The organism is Clostridium thermarum (assembly GCF_006351925.1).
Classification (GTDB): Bacteria; Bacillota; Clostridia; order Clostridiales; family Clostridiaceae; genus Clostridium_AU; species Clostridium_AU thermarum.
In genome coordinates this window covers 2,795,001-2,811,567 of record NZ_CP040924.1, presented here as the reverse complement: position 1 = coordinate 2,811,567, position 16,567 = coordinate 2,795,001, and the positions used below count along the sequence as shown (strand labels likewise).

Sequence of the window (16,567 nt, the reverse complement as noted above, 5' to 3'; positions counted from 1 at the left end):
AATTTTGGGTTATACTTATTTAGTAGATAGGGTGGATATATATATGGAAATACTAGCTACCGGTGAGAAAATTAAAAGAGCCAGAATATATAAAGGGCTGACTCTGAAAGATTTGTGTGGAGAAAGATTATCTGTATCTAAAATGAGCTGTATAGAAAATGATAAGATTATAGCTGAACCAGACACCCTCCGATATATTGCAGATATATTAGACTTAGATTACAGTTATCTAACTGAAAGTATTATGTCACAAATCGAAAGAAATACAAAGCTTCTAGTAAAGAGAAAAGATATAAAAAACTATGAAGAGGCTATAGAATATAATCTTCAATATGCTCTAGATAATGAATACTATGATTTAGCATGTCAGCTGATGCATTTACTTTTCTTATACTATTTAGAACATGAACAAGTATATAAGCTTCAGACAATCACATCAAGATACTATGATATTTGCAATAAATCAGCTTTAGAAGCAAACTATGTTATTTTTAATAGAGATATGGGAAGGTATTTCTATGAAAATAAGGAGTATAGTCAAGCATTAACTTATTTCAATGGTGTGAGAGAAAGCTTGATGAACAACCCAGAGAGAGACTCAGAGCTGTTGGCGGCAGTAATTTATGATGAAATTTGCTGCCATGTAGCTCTAAAGAGCTATGCCGTAGCTGATGAGTTAGCGGCCCAATTGGAAGGCTTAATTGAAAAGGTTGAAAACAAGTTCAAAAGAGGTCAAATGTATCAAATCCTTGCAGCACTATATATTAGAATTCATAAGGATAAATTTGAAACTTTTGAAAAGAAGACTTATGAAAGCTATGAGGGGGATTCTGAAAGTACTTGTCTTGCCATGCTAGACTTTGCCAACAGTATGATGGATAAAGGGCTAAAAGATTTGGCTTTAAAATATATAGAGAAGGGATTAAGCCTTTATCCTAAAAATAACGAGATGAAAAGGGTAAAGTATATGCTCAACTGTATAGGGACCTTAGTGGAAAATGACATACTTGATATGGCACAGGAGATTTGTGATGAAGCACTAAACATTGCAATTATGTTAGACAATATACGTTTTATTGAAAAAGCATATTACTATAAAGCACTTATATTACAAAAGTCTGGAGATTATGTTTCTTCGGAAATGTATATGAATCTTTCAACAGATGCACTTTTTAAATGTGGCAATAAGCGTGAAAGGTATGAAAGATACTTGGAACTGGGAAATATGTACCACAAATTAGGACAAGTTAATGATTCAATTAAGTACTTATCATTAGCCATGGTCTTAGAAAAAAAATTATAGATATAAGAAGTTATCTTGTTAAATTAATTTTTATCTGGTAGATGTACCGCTTATTTACTTAGTAATACTTAGTATTGGGGTTATATCGCTCTGTTTAGAAAAGTGTTGTTAAGGAATAACATTATGTAAAAATTCACTAATCATTATTAATAAGAAAACTGCGTTCATACGCAGTTTTCACATTTCTATAGATACTGCATGAGCAATACAAGGAATACTTTCCTTTTGCTGATAAGACAGTGGTGATAGTAATGCTCCAGTAGCAATAACTAATATCCTTTTTAATTCACCTTTCTTCATACGTTTGAGGAAGTGACCGTAAGTAACGGTGGCAGAACAGCCGCAGCCACTGGCACCGGCAAACACTGGCTGATCCTCTTTGTATATTAGTAATCCGCAATCGGTAAAAATCTCACTTGGTATTTTCAAACCATGCTTATCTAATAGATCAGCAGCTATCCTATGGCCAATCCGTCCTAAATCGCCGGTTGCAATCAAGTCATAATAAGAAGGGCCCATACCCAATTCTCTAAAATGTGTTTCTATAGTATCAACGGCAGCTGGCGCCATGGCACCTCCCATATTAAATGGATCAGAAATCCCCATATCAACTACCTTTCCTATGGTGGCAGCAGTTACTTTTGGACCATTTCCCTGTTTAGCTACCAAGCCTGCTCCGGCTCCAGTAACTGTCCATTGAGCAGTGGGCGGCTTTTGGGCCCCATACTCAGTAGGATACCTAAATTGTTTTTCAGCTGTCACATTATGGCTGGATGCAGCGGCTATTACATAGTTGGCGGCTCCGCTATCCACCAGCAAAGATGCCAATGCAAGTCCTTCCATTGCACTGGAGCAGGCGCCAAAGACACCTAGAAATGGAATTCCTAAATCCCGGGCGGCAAAACTACTAGAAATTATTTGATTCATTAGATCTCCACTGATGAAAAAGTGCACATCTTCTTTTTTCAGATTTGCTTTATTAATAGCAGTTTCACAAGCCTGCTCTAAAAGCATCTTTTCAGCTTTTTCAAAGCTGTCTTGGCCTAACCAAAGATCTTCATTTAACACATCGAAATCTTCTGCTATAGCCCCCTTGGCTTCAAAGGGGCCACCCACAGCGGCGGAGGATATAATTGTGGGTTTTGAATCAAAGATCCATGTTTGCTTACCTTTCAGCATTTACATCCCACCCAACCACTTAATAGTCAATTTAATAATTGCTACTATAAAAGCGGCAAAGGTTCCAAATACAATAACGGACCCGGAAAGCTTAAACATATTTCCGCCTACACCTAGGACATAGCCTTCTGTTCTATGTTCGATAGCCGCTGAAGCCATAGTATTTGCAAAGCCGGTAACAGGAATAGCAGTACCGGCTCCCGCCCACTGAGCTATATGATCAAATACTCCAAAACCGGTGAGCAAGACAGAAACAAAAATAAGAACAGCCACAGTGGGATTTCCGGCAGTTTCTTCTGTAAAGTTAAAGTATCTAATGAAAAACCATTGTATAAGCTGACCGATTACGCAAATTAATCCTCCCACTAAAAAGGCTCTGCAGCAATTTTTAAAAACCGGGCGCTTAGGTTCTCTGGCTTTAGCAAAATCCTGATACTCTTGTTGCGTAGGAGTGAATTTCTTCTTACTTGGCATATTTCTTTCACCTTCTAACGTAATAAATATGGCTTAAGTGTATAAGTACTTTTAAGTGTGTCAGTATTTTAAATGCAAAAATCCTTTTGAATTTATAAAGGCTTACGTAACATTTCAAGCCATTGTCATTACTATCAACTTCCTAAACAACTTACTAAGGTTATTATTATCAATGGAGCAAAATATTATTACTTTTTACTTCATATCTTTTTCTTCTTGTGCAGAAAATATAATGAAGTTATAACAAAAATTATAAAAGTCAGTGTTAACAAAGCTTTTACAGCTAATGTCATGATGAGGCCTCCTGAATAATTTTATATATTATGCTTATTATAGTATTGGATTAAAAAAAAATTATATACGAAAGAGTGGATTATATGAACGATTTAATTGATATAGTACTTCAGACCTTAATTGCTTTTTTTGCAATATTATTTATCACAAGAATTATAGGACGACAGCAGGTTGCACAGCTTACTGTATATGAATATATCAATGGTATTACCTTTGGCTCAATTGCGGGAACTGTAGCCACAGATTTGGGGCAGTCAACTTGGGGACATATTATTGGACTATTCTTGTTTGGAGGATTGACTTTGTTTATGGCTTACCTATCAAAGAAAAATAGAAAGATTTCTAAGATAATTCAAGGTGAACCTGTATTGGTGATTCAAGATGGTCATATACTTGAAAAAAATTTAGAAATCTTTCATTATACGGTTGATGATTTAGTTCATCTATTAAGAAAAAAGGATATATTTAATATCACTGATGTAAAATATGGAATTCTAGAAACTACCGGTGAGCTCAGTGTCTTAAAGCTAGCCGAAAAAGAAAATGTTACGACAGAAGATTTAAAATTAAAAACCAGTCAAGAAGAACTGAGCACAGATATTATTGTTACTGGAAAAATCATCTATGAAAATTTAAAAAAGCGTAATATCACTGTTAATTGGCTTACAGGCCAGTTAAAAATGATGGGGGTAAAGAACATCAATGAAATATATTATGCAACTTTAGACAAAGATAATAAGCTTTATATTGACTATTATAATGATAATTTGGAAAAACCTGTGGAAATTACAGAATAAACAAAATGTTAAAACTGGGGGAACTATAGGTAGAATATGTAAGAATAATAGTTTATAATGTTATTTATCGTATATTTATTTGAGAGGTGATACCATGGATGTAGAAAAGATGACCATCAAAGTTCAGCAGGCCTTGTCAGAGGCCCACGGGACTGCTATCAGATTTAATCATCAACAGGTTGATGTAATACATTTATTCAGTGCTCTCATAAATGATAAAGAAGGCTTAGTAGCAAATATCTTTGGTAAGTTAGGCGTCAATTTGAAGGCTATGGGAGAAAGTGTTAAGGCGGAATTGGATAGAATGCCAAAGGTTCTGGGAGAGGGAGCAGGCACCTCGGGAGTTTATGCAACCAGAAGAATTGAGGAAGTATTGGTTCAAGCTGATAAGATTGCTGGTGAATTTAAAGATTTATATATCAGTGTTGAGCATTTAATATTGTCCATCATGGAAGTAGATAAAAAGGGATTTGTAGGTGGACTAATAAAACAATATGGAATTACCAAAGAATCTTTGCTGACAGCTTTAAGAGAAATCAGAGGGAATCAAAAGGTCGAAAGTCAAGATCCGGAAGGTACCTATGAGGCACTGGTAAAGTACGGCAGAAATCTTGTGGAAGAAGCAAAAAGACATAAGTTGGACCCTGTCATAGGAAGAGATGAGGAGATAAGAAGAGCAATAAGAATTCTTTCAAGAAGAACAAAGAACAATCCTATACTAATCGGTGAGCCTGGGGTGGGTAAGACCGCTATTGTGGAAGGTTTGGCTGAACGTATCGTCCGGGGTGATGTTCCGGAGGGGTTAAAAAATAAGATAATATTCTCTTTGGATATGGGTTCATTAATTGCTGGAGCAAAATACAGAGGTGAGTTTGAGGAGAGACTCAAAGCTGTTTTAAAGGAAGTAGAGAGCAGTGAAGGGAGAATAATATTATTTATTGATGAAATTCATACCATCGTTGGCGCCGGAAAGACAGACGGTGCTATGGATGCTGGAAATTTGATAAAGCCTATGCTGGCCAGAGGCGAACTTCACTGTATCGGAGCCACAACCTTTGATGAGTATAGAAAATACATAGAGAAGGATAAGGCGCTGGAGAGAAGGTTTCAGCCGGTGGTAGTAGAGGAACCTACGGTAGAGGACACAGTTTCCATATTAAGAGGTTTGAAGGAGCGATTTGAAATCCACCACGGAATAAGAATTCATGACTCTGCCATAGTGGCAGCTGCCAAGCTCTCTCACAGATATATAACCGACAGATTTCTTCCGGATAAGGCTATAGACCTTATTGACGAAGCAGGAGCCATGCTGAGGTCAGAAATAGATAGCCTACCCTCAGAACTAGATGCTGTGAGAAGAAGAATATTTCAGATGGAGATAGAATTAGAGGCTCTATCTAAGGAAAGGGATTATGCCTCAATAGAACGCACTAAAACACTTGAAAAGGAATTGAGTGAATTAAAAGCCAAAGATGCGGAAATGACCGCAAAGTATGAAAAGGAAAAGACTTATATCACAGAAATAAGGAATTTAAAAAGTAAATTGGATGAGGCAAGAGGAATCTTGGAGAAAGCTGAGCGAGAATATGATTTAAACAAAGTGGCGGAATATAAGTATGGTGTAATTCCGGAAATTGAACGAGAAATAAATGAAAAAGAAAAAGTTATAAAAGAAAATTACGAGGAGGCTTTGCTTAAGGAAGAGGTTACGGAAACAGAAATATCTGAAATTATTTCGAAGTGGACTAACATACCTATATCTAAGCTGGTAGAAAGTGAAAGACAAAAGCTCATGAGATTGGAGGAAGAACTTTCAAAACGGGTAATTGGACAGGAAGAAGCTGTAGTCTCCGTAGCAAATGCAGTTATTAGGGCAAGAGCTGGCTTAAAGGATGCAAAGAAGCCTGTAGGGTCCTTTATTTTCCTCGGACCTACAGGTGTAGGGAAGACAGAATTAGCAAAAACCTTGGCAAGAAATTTATTTGACAGCGAGGAAAATATTATACGAATAGATATGTCTGAATATATGGAAAAGTTCTCAGTATCCAGGCTTATAGGTGCACCTCCCGGATATGTAGGCTATGAAGAAGGAGGGCAACTTACAGAGGCAGTAAGAAGAAACCCCTACAGCGTAATATTATTTGATGAAATCGAAAAGGCTCACCACGACGTTTTTAACATATTCCTTCAAATTCTTGATGACGGCAGACTTACAGACAATAAGGGCAAAGTGGTGGATTTTAAAAACTGCATAATTATCATGACCTCTAATATAGGAAGTGAATATATACTGGACAACATTGCTGACGGAGACGTTGATGAGTCTGCCAGAAGTGAAGTTATGGAAGAACTGAAGGAAAGATTTAAACCTGAGTTCCTGAACAGACTTGATGATATTATCATATTCAAGCCTCTTGGAAAAGAGTCGGTGAAGAAAATAATAGATATATTTATAAAGGAGTTTGAAATAAGGCTTAAAGAAAGAAATATTACATTGAGTATAAGTGATGCAGCCAAAGATATTATGGTGGAGGAAGGCTATGATCCCCTATACGGTGCAAGGCCTATGCGACGATATCTAGAGACAACCTTGCAGACAGATATAGCAAAGAAGATTATTTCCGGGGAAATCTATGATAACTTCCATATATATATTGAAGCAGAAGCAGGAGAATTAGATATAAAGGTAAAAAAATAAGACGGCCATAATAAATTTAAAAAAATATTTAAATCTCCACAGTTTTGTGATAGAATATAATAGAAAAGGTTTTCTAAGGAGGTTGTAATATGGCAATATTAGTATGTGGTGGAGCAGGTTATATTGGAAGTCACATGGTGGCCCAATTAATCGAGAATGGCGAGGATGTTATAATAGTAGATAATTTTCAAAAAGGACACAGAGACGCTGTAGCTGGAAGAAAAGTTTACGAAGGTGACCTAAGAGACAGAGAATTTTTAGATAAGGTTTTCTCTGAGAATAATATAGAAGCGGTTATTGATTTTGCAGCTGATTCACTGGTTGGTGAAAGTGTTACAGAGCCATTGAAATATTTTAATAACAATGTTGGAGGAACCATAACTCTTTTAGAAACTATGAGGGATCACAATGTAAAATATATCGTGTTTTCCTCAACTGCTGCAACATATGGTGAGCCGGACAGAATCCCGATACAAGAGGACGATAAAACTGTACCAACAAATCCCTATGGTGAATCAAAACTGATGGTGGAAAAAGTATTAAAGTGGGCAAGTAATGCCTATGGAATAAAGTACACTGCCTTAAGGTACTTTAATGCTGCAGGGGCTCATCCAAATGGAAGTATAGGAGAAGATCATAGACCGGAAAGTCATCTTATACCATTGATAATTCAAGCAGCTCTAGGACAAAGAGAAAAGATAATGATATTCGGTGACGACTATGATACCCCAGATGGCACTTGTATCAGAGACTATATCCATGTTATGGACTTGGCTGATGCACATCTTCTTGCTCTAAACAGAATGAGAAATGGTGGAGAAAGTGCGATATTTAATCTTGGAAACGGTAAGGGCTTCTCTGTAAAAGAGGTTATAGACGCTACCAGAAAGGTAACAGGAAGAGATATAAAAGAGGAGGTAGCACCAAGAAGAGCAGGAGATCCAGCAGTATTGGTAGCATCCTCACAAAAGGCTATTATAGAATTAAATTGGCAGCCTAAGTATAATTCTCTTGAGACCATAATCGAAACCGCTTGGAAGTGGCATTTATCACATCCAAATGGTTACGAAAAATAAATACATTAATTTACCACTTTTAAATTGTGGAAAGATGCTAAACATATATAATGATAGGACAAAATACCAATTGTTAAATTGTTCAATAGTTAGGGGGAAGCTATGAATAATGAAAAGTCATTATATATGTTATATCGTAATAAAAGAAAAATGATGAGCTTCAGCCTTTTTATAATTACTTTTTTTATTGTAAGTATGGCTTTTGCTATTAGATACTTTTCTATTTTACAAAGAGAGACTGGAAATAGTGTGGCTTGTCTAAGCCCCTTTTCCGTCTTTCCTTCTGATGATGAAAAGAATATCGGCATACCTGAAAAAAGAAATAATCAGCCTTTATATCCAAAGGAGGTATACTTAACTTTTGACGATGGTCCCACAAAGAAGAATACTACGGCTATCTTGGATATATTAGAGAAAAATGATATAAGGGCAACCTTTTTTATAATAGGTGAACTAGTTGAAAAAAATTCTGAAATTATAAAGAGGATGAGAGACAGCGGGATGGCTGTTTTACCTCACTGCTATATTCATGATTATTCCATTTATAAAAATATTGATGAGTATTTTCATGATCTTAACAGTTGTATAGAGGCTATTCAGAATGTAACCGGAGAGACTGTTCCAGCTTTTATCAGAATGCCGGGTGGTTCTGATAATAGTGTTGGCCGCAAAGAAGAGTTGAGAAAAATAAGAGAAGCCTTGAAGGATAATGCCATCAGATATGTAGACTGGAATGTAAGTTCAATGGACGCAAGTGCCAATGTTGTAGATATGAATATTATAGTTAACAGTGTAATTAGCAGCTCAAAGAATAAAAAACTCGCAGTTGTTCTAATGCACGATGCCAATAGTAAAGTCACTACAGTGGAGGCCCTTCCGGAGATAATTAGATTTTTTAAGGATGAAGGCTTTGTATTTAGAACCTTCAAAGACATAACGGAAGAAGAAGAGCGTGAGATGATTAAGAGAAGGATAATATATAAATAGGATTTTTGCATATTTAATGTAATGGACAATTGGCAATTAAAAAAACTGCGTCTAAACGCAGTTTTTTTGAGTTACTTCTTCTCAATCTTATTAATAATATGTTGGCGTGCTTGAAGCTCCAGGCTGTCATCCAGAGGAGTAAGGTCTACATAGCCATATCTGTTTTTTAGAGCAGCCATCAATAGCCTGTCTGCAAGTTCTGGATTTTTTGAAAGTAGGGAGCCATGGAAATAGCTGCAGAAGGTATTTTTGTATATACAGCCTTCCTTGCCGTCTTCACCATTATTACCATAACCAAGGAGAGTCTTACCAAGAGGCTTTAAATCACCTGTATAGGTTCTTCCGGAGTGATTCTCAAAGCCTGCATAGGTTTCATTAAATTCTTCATTGTAGATTACGGTGTTTCCTATAAACCGTGTGTCTCCACCCTCGGTATAGATATCCAAAATACCTAAGCCCTCAAGCTTTTCGCCCTCGGGCGTAGTATAATATTTTCCCAAAAGCTGATATCCGCCGCAAATGGCAAGGAGTACACCGTTATTTTCTATATAGCTTTGAAGAGCAGCCTTTTTTTCATTAATTAAATCCGGTGAAACTATAGATTGTTCATAGTCCTGTCCCCCTCCGAAAAATACTATATCGTATTTTTCACCTTCAAAGGGGTCGCCTATGGAACAATTTATTACATTTACCTTTATTCCTCTTTTTTCTGCCCTGTATTTTAAAATCAGAATATTACCTACGTCGCCATATACATTCAGTAGATCGGGATAGAGGTGGCATATGTTCAACTCCAATTGTATTTCCTCCTTACCATAGTTTCTCAATATATCCTTTGCTATGAAGATATTTTCTAAAATCTATCATTGCAGTATAAGTGGCAAGTATATAAATAAAATCACTCTTTGATGACTTTATGCTGTCAACTATTTTCTCAAAGCTGTGGCAGATTTTAAAGCTTTCAGGGTCAAAACCTGCAATTTTAAGTCTTATTGCCATATCATAAGCTCTTACTCCACCAACGATGATATCATCGATCTTTAAAGTGGTGGCTTGCTCAAAATTAACATCCCATATCCATGATATATCGCGCCCATCAGCATAATTGTCATTAAGTAAGAAAGCAGCACTGAAGTTTCTGTTATCCAAGCTCAGAGTGTCTAGAGCTTGGTTATATCCTGCAGGATTCTTAACTAAGACTATTTTCACTTCCTTGCCCTCAACATTAAGGGTTTCTTGTCTTCCGAAGTGGCTGCTCTGATTTTTCAAGGAATCATATATTACTTCATCAGTAACGCCCAGTTCTGAACAAACAGAGTAAGCGCATAGCCCGTTATAGATATTATAAACACCGGGCTGGCCAATGATTATGTTTCTATCATTGATGGAGATCTTAGAATAATAGGGAGTCATCTCACTGATTGCAGTAACTGCATACTTTAACTGGGGTCGCCTATAACCGCAACCGGAGCAGTAAAAGTCTCCAAGATGATTGTAAGTTATCAAATTATAGCTATAGGGCTCTTTACATTTCTTGCAAAACCTTGCATCAGCATTAACCTCTAATTCTTTGCTGTTTTGTGGGCTGGTATTAAAGCCATAATAAACTATGTTGTTGCCTTCTACACTCAAATCACCTAATAGTGATTCATCGCCGTTTAATACTAATGTAGAGCCTTTTAAGTTCTCTAGTCCCTCCATAATTTTATTCAAGGTAGTATATACTTCACCATAGCGGTCCAGCTGATCTCTAAAGAGATTGGTAATTGTAATTATTTCAGGGGTTATATACTTTGTAATAAATTTCAAATTTGCCTCATCCACTTCGATTACTGCATAACTTTCTTTATTTCTTTTAAGAAGTCGATAGTTGTCTATAAAGGAAGCGGTTATACCGGGTAGCATGTTAGCACCTGTACTATTAGTAATAACGGGCTGACCTGACTTTTTTATAATATTATAAATCATGCTAGTGGTTGTTGTTTTCCCATTGGTACCAGTTATTAATATAGTTTTATAATGTTTTGCAACAACTTTTAAAATGTTCTTGTCTATCTTTAATGCCACTCTTCCGGGGAAATTACTTCCGCCCTTCAAGAATTTCTTGGATATTAGCAACACTGCTTTTGAAAGAAGTATACTTAAAAGAGACTTAATCTTAATTTTTGTCACCACCTATTGTGTAGTTATTTATATCATTTGATAAAAACTCAATAATCAAAAGATATTATTTTTTATTTAATATCTAAGTAATTAAAATTGTCATTTATTGTATAGCCAAGATCTATGCTATATTTATTAATCTTCTCCAACAACTTAATTTTTGCATCACCGGCAAGAGGTGTTGGCCTATAATCGTTAGTGTTAGGTACTGAAGACACACTGCAGGGAATCACCCTTACGCCTAAGGAAGTCAACTTATCGTCGGTAAATTTGAAATCCGCTTGGAAAATCAATGTATCCTTGTCTTTTGGATTGCTATTACCACCAAAGCAAAAATTACCCAAGCTGTAACAGATATACCTGTCCTTATATTTTTCTACACCTTGGATAACATGAGGATGATGGCCCAATACCAAGTCTGCACCGTTATCTATAGCAAAGTAAGCCAATTTCGTCTGGGTATCATTGTGGAGGTACATGCCTTCATCTCCCCAGTGAAAAGAAACTATAACTACAGCATCTTCAGCTTTTAGGGTTTCGATGTCAGTTTTTACCTTATCTATTAATTCTTGGCTGTACACCCAACCCTGATAGCCTAAGAAAGCAAATTTAATACCCTTTACTTCTTTTACCCACTTGTATCCTTCTCCAAAGTAGGCCACATCATAATTTTCAAGAGTATCAATGGTATCAGTGAACCCTTTAGTGCCATAGTCATAAATATGATTGTTTGATAAGTTAACTCCTTCTATGGATGCAGTGACAAGAGATTCAGCCAAAGAGGGGTCCCCTTTAAAATGAAACACTCGACCGGTTCCCTTATTCCTTTTAACATTTGAGGTAGTAAAGGTAGTTTCTAAATTGGCAATGGTAATATCATCTTCCTTGAAAATATGTGCTACGTTATTAAAGAGGTAACTGGGACTACCGTCATTTTTTTGTACTACTGTGGGCAATGATGTAGCTTGATTAAAATTATCGTCAGTTCCGATTGTACAATCTCCAACTGCACTTATTAAAACATTAGTCTCTTTAATAACCTCAACAGGTGTCTCTTGAGGTGTTGGCTCCCTATCTGGAGATTCAGTTTCCTTGGAATTATCATCATTATTTTTTATTACTTCCTTGCTGTCTTGAATTACTTCTTTACTGGAGTATAGGTATTTTGATATAGCTTCATAGGCAAAGAATCCTCCTGAAAATAATACAGCAGCAATGGCTAAAAAAACAGCAGTATTGAGAATGGTTTCTTTGGTTGTATTTTTACGGTATCTCTTACCCATGTTAATAACCTGCCTTCCTTCTTTAATTTATTTTATATTATTAGTCAGCATTTGTCTAACGAATAATATATTAGTTGATTAGTTTTAGGCTGTAAATAGACTTTCTACAGCATTAGTATATCCATTTTGTGGTAAAAAGTAAAACACATTGAATTTTCATAGTAGTATTTATACAGTTTATTTGATAAAATGTTTAGTAAAGGAAATACGAGAGGGAGATGGTTATGGGAAACAAGATGAGATTTATTAAAGAAAATTATTTAGATAAGATGTTGAATTGTAAAAAATATTTACTTAGAATAAAAAAAGTTATGTCTAGTAATCCGAATATAATGATTTATACGTGTTCTGTGGTATTTGCTGTTGGAATAAGCAGTTTCGGGATATACAGAGCTGAAAAAAATAAAGCTTCCATGCCAGTACCTACTACTGCTACCGCAAATGTTGAAAATACCAATAAAGAAAGTGAAATGGCTGATCTTGCCGAATCATATTTTTATGAAGGCCAGTATGAAAAGGCAATTGAGGAGTATGAAAAGTTATCACAAGAATACGCATATAATCCAATTTGGCCTGTAAAAATTGCTGAAATTTATTCGACACAAGGAAATATTGAGAGTTCAAATATATATTTAAAGAAATCCAAGGAAATACGAGAGAAAAATTCTACAGATATTGAAAATATTAGACTTCAAGATCAAAATTATGAAAAAAAGGATGCTGAGGCTGCAAATTATATTATTTTTACTGAATACATGAACAGGAACTTTAAAGAAGCTTTAGAGTATGGAGAAAAGGCGCTGGAAGTATATCCTAAAAATAAAAAGTTAATAATGACCATGATACCTGTTTTTTTAGCTAATAATAACATGGATATGGCTAAGCAATTAATTGAAAAATATCCTATCGATACAAATTCGTCCTACGATGTAGCCAAATTAGCATACTTGAATATACTCGTAGATAAGTGGGATGTAGGATTAGACTTGTTGAAGATATCGTGGGATATAGATTCGGATGAGTATAAGGTATTTGATGTTTTAGCTCATATTTCAAAATATAATAAAGATATGCTACTGGAAAAGGTTACACAGCTTTCAGAGGCAAAACCCGATGAGCCGGCTTATAAAATGTGGCTTGCAAAGATATATTCCATGAGAGAAGAAACTGCAGAAATGGCACAGAGCTTTTGGGATGAAGCAGCCCCAAAAGACACAGGAAACTTTATGAAAGTAGTTATCCAGGCTCGAATATATCAAAATAGCAACAAAATTGCTGAGGCTGATGAACTTATTAATAAAATAATTGAGGATGGCGGTGACGATTATAGAATCCTTCATACCGTAAGCTTATTCTACTTTGAAAAAGGAAACTATGAAAAAGCCTTAGAATACTGCAAGAGATCAATCCAAAAGAATAAACAGTATCCTGATAATTATGGATTCCTTATGACTGATATACTAAAGGCCATGGGTAAAAGTAATGAGGGAGAACCTTACTTTAGGACGGCTCTGTATCTGGAACCCTATAATTATAATATAATTCATGCCATTGCCAATTATTATTGGCATACCGCAGAAAATACTGAGAAGGCTCTTGAGTATTTCCATTTCTTTGAAATTGTAAGACCTAATGATCCTGAAATAAAGTATAGTATTGCCAGCATCCATACCGCTAACGGAAACTTTGACGAGGCCATAGTAAAATTAAAGGAATGTATAGAGATTGATACTTCGGTACCAAAATATCATAGGACCCTTGGTACTATATATATGCAACAAGAAAAGTTTGATTTGGGAATAGCTGAAATTAGAAATGCCTATCAAGCTGATAAAGAAGATATTCTAGCTTTAAATAATGCCGGTTGCTATTACATCATGGTAGAAGGCGATGTTGTCCGAGGAAGATACAACCTCGAGAAGGCGGCAGAAGGAATTACTGATTCTGTAGATGAATATACTAAGCAGACAATCAAAGAAAACTTACAAAAAGCAGAGGATATCTACGAAAAATATAATAGCGGTAAAAGTGATGAAGTTATTAATGTTCCGGAGTTTAAACTATTCTATTAATAATATAGATATACTTACACTACAGAAATGAAGGTGGAAAGATGACTATCAATAAAAGATTCAGATATTTAGTTCTAAGTATGATAGTGTTATTAATTTTATCAGGCTGCAAGAATGTAAATACAAATAAAGGCCTCAAAATTACCAAATGGGATAATTTTTATGAGGGAAATAATATACACTTTTATTATGAAGATTTTAATAATACCAATATAGAAGAATTAAATAGCAGCTATAAATTAAATGAAAACATAGGACATTCCGGAGATGAGTTGGAAAGATCCTTAAAGATTGTTGAATGGATGAAGACCTTAATGGAGTACAATAAAGGGAGTATAGGAACCAAGGAAGATGCACTAACTATTTTAAAAGAAGTAGAGACTACTAAAAAGGCATCAGATAGAGAATTTTCTATTGTGTTCAGTCAAGCTTCTACTGCTATAGGTATATATGCCAGAAGGGGAGAGTTTAGGCTAAAAGAGGCATCCACAACTAATGGAGAAGATTACTACAAAGTTAATGAGATTTGGAGTGATAAATTTAATAAGTGGATAATGATAGATCCGTCTACAGGTGTATATATTAAAAAAGATAATGTTCCCCTAAGTGCCATGGAACTGGTTAAAAATGGACTTGAAAATGTTGAGGCTGTTGGCGTAAAGGAGTCTAAAAAATATATTGAAAAACTTGAAAAGCTTCTATACTCCTACAGTATACCAATTGACAACGGGATATATGGAAGAAAAAGAAGCAATACCTATATTACCTATCTAAAAAAAGGTGAAGTACCTACGTTAAAAATGAGTCAAGGCTTTGTGGTGCCATCTATATATGTAAACAGTGATATCTTGTTCAATATTTCACCTAAGATAGTATATACAGATGATAAAAGTGATACAATTCCTACACTGGTTATAATGAAGAAGTCGGGAGAAGATACAATAACAGATGATAAAACCTTTGTAGTGGGAGTATTTATGAATAGTGTCATGCTAGAGACCTATCAGCTTAAGATTAATGAAGAGCCGTGGAAAAAGATTGACATGTACACAGACTTTGTCTTAAATGAAGGAGTAAACACTATAAGTTTATCTCTAAACGGAAGTGATATTTTAAGGCAAATTGTTATTGAATATTAGCTGATTACCGCCTGCTTTATGTAGGCGGTATTTTCGTGTGCTTTGCATGTGAATAATTTAATTATATAATGCAAAAAATAAATTATATCGTAGTAAAAATTGACATTATTATAATGGATATGATATAATTTCACATAAATGTGTCAATATTAGATAATGACGATGATGAGGAATCCTATTTAATTTAAGTTTTATGAGTACATATTATAAACAAAAATGGGCTTGGAGGGATAGAGTAAATGTCAAACAAAATTAAAAAAATAGCCTTATTAACTGGTGGAGGAGATTGCCCAGGATTAAACGCAGTTATCAGAGCGGTTACAAGAACAGCAATACTACAGTACGGTTATGAAGTAATAGGATATAAGTTTGGGTATAGAGGCCTTTACAACAACGACTATGTTCCTCTTACTTTAGATAGCGTTTCAGGTATCCTTCACAGAGGAGGAACTATTCTATATAGTTCAAACAAAGATAACCTATTTGACTACCTCGTTGAAGAAAATGGAAAAATGGTTAAAAAGGACGTATCAGACGTTGCGGTTGAAAATCTTAAAGAAGCAGGCGTTGATGCACTAGTTGTAATAGGTGGAGACGGTACATTAACAAGTGCAAGAGATTTTGCAAGAAAAGGTGTAAATGTTATAGGCGTACCTAAGACAATAGACAATGACTTAGCTGCTACAGACGTAACTTTTGGGTTTAATACAGCTATAGAAATAGCAACTGAAGCTCTTGACAGATTACATACAACCGCTGAGTCTCATCACAGAATTATGTTGTGTGAAGTTATGGGAAGAAATGCAGGTTGGATAGCACTAGAAGCTGGTATAGCAGGGTCAGCTGATGTAATCCTATTACCTGAAATTCCATATGATATCAACAAGATAGTAGAAAAAATAAGAGAAAGAGAAGCTCAAGGAAGGGTATTCAGCATCATAGTTGTTGCTGAAGGAGCTAGACCTAAGGATGGAGAAGTTGTTGTAAGCAAGATAGTTGAAGATAGCCCAGATCCAATTAGATTAGGCGGTATAGCAAATAAGTTAGCTTATGATTTAGAAAAGCTTATAAAGGATCATGAAATTAGAAGCACAGTATTAGG

13 protein-coding genes (1 of these 13 running past the window's edge) are annotated in these 16,567 nt (G+C 35.3%); 8 read left to right on the top strand and 5 right to left on the bottom strand.

Translation table 11 applies throughout. The annotated features are described in order from the left end of the window. Window positions 1-43 precede the first annotated feature (43 nt). Window positions 44-1,303, top strand: a complete 1,260-nt coding sequence (locus FHY60_RS12635) for a helix-turn-helix domain-containing protein (RefSeq protein WP_139905380.1) — start codon at window positions 44-46, stop codon at window positions 1,301-1,303. A gap of 177 nt (window positions 1,304-1,480) precedes the next feature. Here the strand turns inward: FHY60_RS12635 and spoVAD are convergent, their stop codons facing one another. Both spoVAD and spoVAC read right to left on the bottom strand, forming a co-directional pair. After that, window positions 1,481-2,482 carry a stage V sporulation protein AD gene (spoVAD, locus tag FHY60_RS12630; RefSeq protein ID WP_139905379.1) on the bottom strand — a complete coding sequence of 334 codons (1,002 nt, stop codon included), beginning with the start codon at window positions 2,480-2,482 and terminating at the stop codon, window positions 1,481-1,483. Then, window positions 2,483-2,956 carry a stage V sporulation protein AC gene (spoVAC, locus tag FHY60_RS12625; RefSeq protein WP_139905378.1) on the bottom strand — a complete coding sequence of 158 codons (474 nt, stop codon included), beginning with the start codon at window positions 2,954-2,956 and terminating at the stop codon, window positions 2,483-2,485. Between the two features lie 377 nt (window positions 2,957-3,333). Between spoVAC and FHY60_RS12620 the strand changes: the two genes are divergently transcribed. The 4 genes from FHY60_RS12620 (at window position 3,334) to FHY60_RS12605 (ending at window position 8,808) form a co-directional block, all read left to right on the top strand. Continuing rightward, window positions 3,334-4,047 carry a YetF domain-containing protein gene (locus FHY60_RS12620; RefSeq protein ID WP_139905377.1) on the top strand — a complete coding sequence of 238 codons (714 nt, stop codon included), beginning with the start codon at window positions 3,334-3,336 and terminating at the stop codon, window positions 4,045-4,047. A 94-nt stretch (window positions 4,048-4,141) separates the two neighbouring features. Continuing rightward, complete coding sequence (gene clpB, locus FHY60_RS12615) at window positions 4,142-6,745, top strand: ATP-dependent chaperone ClpB (RefSeq protein WP_139905376.1); 2,604 nt, start codon at window positions 4,142-4,144, stop codon at window positions 6,743-6,745. Between the two features lie 89 nt (window positions 6,746-6,834). Then, complete coding sequence (galE, locus tag FHY60_RS12610) at window positions 6,835-7,821, top strand: UDP-glucose 4-epimerase GalE (protein WP_139905375.1); 987 nt, start codon at window positions 6,835-6,837, stop codon at window positions 7,819-7,821. Between the two features lie 102 nt (window positions 7,822-7,923). After that, a complete protein-coding gene (locus FHY60_RS12605; protein ID WP_139905374.1) occupies window positions 7,924-8,808 on the top strand; it encodes a polysaccharide deacetylase family protein in 885 nt (294 codons plus the stop codon). Between the two features lie 71 nt (window positions 8,809-8,879). Here FHY60_RS12605 and FHY60_RS12600 read toward each other — a convergent pair whose 3' ends face one another. The 3 genes from FHY60_RS12600 to FHY60_RS12590 form a co-directional block, all read right to left on the bottom strand. Further along, window positions 8,880-9,605 (bottom strand): type 1 glutamine amidotransferase, encoded by a 726-nt coding sequence (locus tag FHY60_RS12600; RefSeq protein WP_139905373.1) that lies wholly within the window; start codon window positions 9,603-9,605, stop codon window positions 8,880-8,882. A gap of 13 nt (window positions 9,606-9,618) precedes the next feature. Further along, the gene (locus tag FHY60_RS12595) at window positions 9,619-10,980 is read right to left on the bottom strand and encodes a Mur ligase family protein (RefSeq protein WP_139905372.1); all 1,362 of its coding nucleotides are present in this window, start codon (window positions 10,978-10,980) and stop codon (window positions 9,619-9,621) included. 62 nt (window positions 10,981-11,042) lie between these two features. After that, the gene (locus tag FHY60_RS12590) at window positions 11,043-12,254 is read right to left on the bottom strand and encodes a CapA family protein (RefSeq protein ID WP_139905371.1); all 1,212 of its coding nucleotides are present in this window, start codon (window positions 12,252-12,254) and stop codon (window positions 11,043-11,045) included. 224 nt (window positions 12,255-12,478) lie between these two features. On the opposite strand from FHY60_RS12590, the gene FHY60_RS12585 reads away from it, so the two are divergent. The 3 genes from FHY60_RS12585 to FHY60_RS12575 form a co-directional block, all read left to right on the top strand. Beyond that, window positions 12,479-14,326 (top strand): tetratricopeptide repeat protein, encoded by a 1,848-nt coding sequence (locus tag FHY60_RS12585; protein ID WP_163216012.1) that lies wholly within the window; start codon window positions 12,479-12,481, stop codon window positions 14,324-14,326. Window positions 14,327-14,367: 41 nt separating this feature from the next. Next, a complete protein-coding gene (locus tag FHY60_RS12580) occupies window positions 14,368-15,465 on the top strand; it encodes a transglutaminase domain-containing protein (protein ID WP_139905369.1) in 1,098 nt (365 codons plus the stop codon). A 239-nt stretch (window positions 15,466-15,704) separates the two neighbouring features. After that, window positions 15,705-16,567 carry the 5' portion of a 6-phosphofructokinase gene (locus tag FHY60_RS12575; protein ID WP_139905368.1) on the top strand. Its footprint extends 235 nt past the window's final position, so only the first 863 of its 1,098 coding nucleotides appear in the window; its start codon is at window positions 15,705-15,707; its stop codon lies beyond the right edge, outside the window.

What these genes read in the sequence shown, in the direction of transcription:
- FHY60_RS12635 (WP_139905380.1), top strand. Translation starts at nt 44, where the DNA reads ATGGAAATACTAGCTACCGGTGAGAAAATTAAAAGAGCCAGAATATAT.
- spoVAD (WP_139905379.1), bottom strand. Translation starts at nt 2,482, where the DNA reads ATGCTGAAAGGTAAGCAAACATGGATCTTTGATTCAAAACCCACAATT.
- spoVAC (WP_139905378.1), bottom strand. Translation starts at nt 2,956, where the DNA reads ATGCCAAGTAAGAAGAAATTCACTCCTACGCAACAAGAGTATCAGGAT.
- FHY60_RS12620 (WP_139905377.1), top strand. Translation starts at nt 3,334, where the DNA reads ATGAACGATTTAATTGATATAGTACTTCAGACCTTAATTGCTTTTTTT.
- clpB (WP_139905376.1), top strand. Translation starts at nt 4,142, where the DNA reads ATGGATGTAGAAAAGATGACCATCAAAGTTCAGCAGGCCTTGTCAGAG.
- galE (WP_139905375.1), top strand. Translation starts at nt 6,835, where the DNA reads ATGGCAATATTAGTATGTGGTGGAGCAGGTTATATTGGAAGTCACATG.
- FHY60_RS12605 (WP_139905374.1), top strand. Translation starts at nt 7,924, where the DNA reads ATGAATAATGAAAAGTCATTATATATGTTATATCGTAATAAAAGAAAA.
- FHY60_RS12590 (WP_139905371.1), bottom strand. Translation starts at nt 12,254, where the DNA reads ATGGGTAAGAGATACCGTAAAAATACAACCAAAGAAACCATTCTCAAT.
- FHY60_RS12585 (WP_163216012.1), top strand. Translation starts at nt 12,479, where the DNA reads ATGGGAAACAAGATGAGATTTATTAAAGAAAATTATTTAGATAAGATG.
- FHY60_RS12580 (WP_139905369.1), top strand. Translation starts at nt 14,368, where the DNA reads ATGACTATCAATAAAAGATTCAGATATTTAGTTCTAAGTATGATAGTG.